Source organism: Ramlibacter sp. (assembly GCF_028292805.1).
In the GTDB taxonomy this organism is placed as follows: domain Bacteria; phylum Pseudomonadota; class Gammaproteobacteria; order Burkholderiales; family Burkholderiaceae_C; genus Ramlibacter.
This window is the reverse complement of sequence record NZ_JAQGLS010000028.1, coordinates 1-2,542: the sequence shown is the minus strand read 5'-3', so window position 1 is coordinate 2,542 and position 2,542 is coordinate 1. Positions and strand designations below refer to the sequence as shown.

4 protein-coding genes are annotated in these 2,542 nt (G+C 69.7%); 1 reads left to right on the top strand and 3 read right to left on the bottom strand.

The features are described from left to right. Positions 1 to 577: tripartite tricarboxylate transporter substrate binding protein (locus tag JWP65_RS01400; RefSeq protein ID WP_299759636.1), on the bottom strand; the 577-nt coding region annotated here is incomplete at its 3' end. On the opposite strand from JWP65_RS01400, the gene JWP65_RS20045 reads away from it, so the two are divergent. Continuing rightward, positions 477 to 1,127 (top strand): dienelactone hydrolase family protein, encoded by a 651-nt coding sequence (locus JWP65_RS20045; protein ID WP_367280457.1) that lies wholly within the window; start codon positions 477 to 479, stop codon positions 1,125 to 1,127. The two genes, JWP65_RS01400 and JWP65_RS20045, sit on opposite strands and share 101 nt — an antisense overlap. Positions 1,128 to 1,134: 7 nt before the next feature. Here the strand turns inward: JWP65_RS20045 and JWP65_RS01395 are convergent, their stop codons facing one another. Next, entirely contained in the window at positions 1,135 to 1,584 is a 450-nt protein-coding gene (locus tag JWP65_RS01395; protein WP_299759634.1) for a cupin domain-containing protein, read from the bottom strand. A 136-nt stretch (positions 1,585 to 1,720) separates the two neighbouring features. Further along, on the bottom strand, positions 1,721 to 2,353 hold the full coding sequence (locus JWP65_RS01390; RefSeq protein ID WP_299759632.1) for a Crp/Fnr family transcriptional regulator: 633 nt from the start codon (positions 2,351 to 2,353) through the stop codon (positions 1,721 to 1,723). Positions 2,354 to 2,542 lie beyond the last annotated feature (189 nt).

Genomic DNA, 2,542 nt, shown 5'->3' with positions numbered 1-2,542 from the left:
TGGCGGCGCCGGAGCCGCGGTACGGGATGTGGACCATGCTGGTGCCGGTCTGCATCTTGAACATCTCGGTGCCCACGTGCGACAACGAGCCGTTGCCCTGCGACGCGTAGCTCAGGCGCCCCGGATTCTTCTTCAGGTAGGCGATGAACTCCTGCAGGCTGTTCGCCGGCACCGAGGGATGCACCGCGATCACGTTGGTGGCGGCCGTGATCAGCGCCACCGGCGCCAGGTCTTTCTGCGCCCACGGCATCTTGGGGAACAGCGAGGGGTTGCCCACGTGGTACGCCGAATACGAGGTCAGCAGCGTGTAGCCGTCGGCCGGCGCGCGCGCCACCTGCCCGTACGCCACGTTGCCGCTGGCGCCGCCCTTGTTGTCGATCACCACCGGCTGGCCCAGCACCCGCGCCAGCGGCTCGCCCAGCAGCCGGGCGGAGCCGTCGACCAGCCCGCCCGGCGGATTGGGAACGATCAGCGTGATGGGCTTGGACGGAAAGCCCTGGGCAGCGGCCAGGGCGCAGCTGGCGGCGGCGGCGAGTCCGGCCAGGGCATGCAGGGCGCGGCGGCGTGCTGTCTTCATCGTGGCCTTCCTCTCGGGAGTGGAAGTATCCACAATACCATTCATGAACCACCGCTTCCAGTGCCGCTGCGCCGCCGTCCGGGGCGAAGTCGGGCAACCGCAACGCGGGGTGCGCGCCGTCTGCGACTGCACCGACTTCCAGGCCTGCGCAGATTTCCCGGCTGCGCCGGCTGGCTGCGGGCACAGGCCGATGGCAACGCAAAGGTCGGCGCGGTCGGCTTTGCTACGGCGGCAGCATGGCGCACTGGCTGGCCGTCCGGCTGCCCGACCTGAACGCGGCGGTGCCGTTCTACGGCAGCAACCCGGCGCCGCCAGAGGCGCCAGATCAAGGCGGCGCTGCTGGTCCACCTGGCCGCAGTGGACCAGCGCATCAACTCCGTCTTCCGGCCGACCAGGCAGCCTTGCAGGCCGCTGGTGCCCGCTACACGATGGTGCAATACCCGGGCATGCACACAGCTTCAACAACGACACCCCGCCGCGCTACGACGCGGCGGCGGCGAAGCAGGCGTGGGAGCGGACCATCTCGTTCCTCACGGCCAGCCTTGCTTGAAATTCGCTCAGACGTAGGCCGCCGCGCGAGGCATGGTCAGCCCGTAGCGCCGCATCACTTTCTTGAGCCGGTCCCGGTCCGGCGGATCGCCCGCATTCACCACCTCGGCGGCATCGAGGAAGTAGGCGGCGCCGATGTCGGGCGTGAGCACGGTCAGCGTGCGCACCGGCTCGCAAAACGGATTGCTGAAGGCGTGCACGCTGCCGCGCGGCGTGAAGATCGTGTCGCCGGCGTTGAGGTGGCGCACCACGCCGTCCATCACGTGGCGCAGCCGGCCTTCCAGCACGTAGACCAGTTCGTCCGATTGCTTGTGGCTGTGCGGCGGCGGCACGTTGCAGGCCGGCGGCAAGGTCATCTCGAACATGCCGGGTTGGCGGGTGTGGCTGCCATCCACCAGGTAGCGGATCTCGATCTTGCCGATGCGGATCGGTGCTTCGTCGGTGTCGTGGCGGTCCATGGCGATGTGTCCTTCAACAATCCTGCGAGCGGGCCGTGCCGTGCCGCCACTGTCCATCCGATGGCGGGCGGGGCGTTAACGAGGATGTGGGGCAGCAATTGCAGAAAATTCTGCAATTCACGCCGCGCGGGCAGGCTCAGCCGGCGGAAGGCGGCCGCAGCAGCGTGATCTGGCGGCGCTCGATGCCGATGGCGCCGTCGGCTTGCAGCTCCTGGAACACCCGCCGGACCATGTCGCGCGAGGCGCCGACCCGCTGCGCGATTTCCTGCTGCGACAGGCGTTCGCCGACGATGCGCCCGCCGTCGCGCTCGACGGCCAGCCCCTGCAGCAAGGCCAGCACCCGCTCCCGCACACCCTGCAGCGCCAGGCCCTTGATCTTGGAGGTGGCGATGCGGTTGCGGCGGATCAGCGTGGTGATCAGCCGCATGGCGAAGTCGGGGTCGCCGGTCACGGCCTTGCGCAAGGCGTCGTGCGGCACCAGCGCGCAGGTCACACGGTCGAGCGTCATGACCGAGGCCGAGCGCGGGCCGCCGTCCAGAGCCATGTCGCCAATGCACTCGCCGGCGCCGCAGATGTTCAGCACGATCTCGCGCCCTTGCGGATCGGAGGCGAAGACTTTCACCCGACCGCTGAGGATCACGTAGGCGCTGTCCGCCGTCTCGCCTTCGTTGATGAAGACAGTCTGCGGCGGCATGCGCTGCAGCCAGCCCAGGCTGGCCAGCAAGCGCATGCCGGGGTCGGTCACCCGGGCCAGGTCGGCTTCGGTCATGCGGCAGTTTATGCGTTCGCCGCCGCTGGCATGATCCAGGATCGCCCTGCCGCCAGCCCGACTTGCATCCCCGCGACGCCCTCCTCCTTGCCGCCCTGCGCGATGCGCCGCGCCGCTACCGCATGCCGGCCTTGCCGGCCGGCCCGGCGGCCGCGCAAGCCGGCGGCGCCGAACTGGCGCTCGCCTTCG

What these genes read in the sequence shown, in the direction of transcription:
- JWP65_RS01395 (WP_299759634.1), bottom strand. Translation starts at nt 1,584, where the DNA reads ATGGACCGCCACGACACCGACGAAGCACCGATCCGCATCGGCAAGATC.
- JWP65_RS01390 (WP_299759632.1), bottom strand. Translation starts at nt 2,353, where the DNA reads ATGACCGAAGCCGACCTGGCCCGGGTGACCGACCCCGGCATGCGCTTG.
- JWP65_RS20045 (WP_367280457.1), top strand. Translation starts at nt 477, where the DNA reads ATGGGCTTGGACGGAAAGCCCTGGGCAGCGGCCAGGGCGCAGCTGGCG.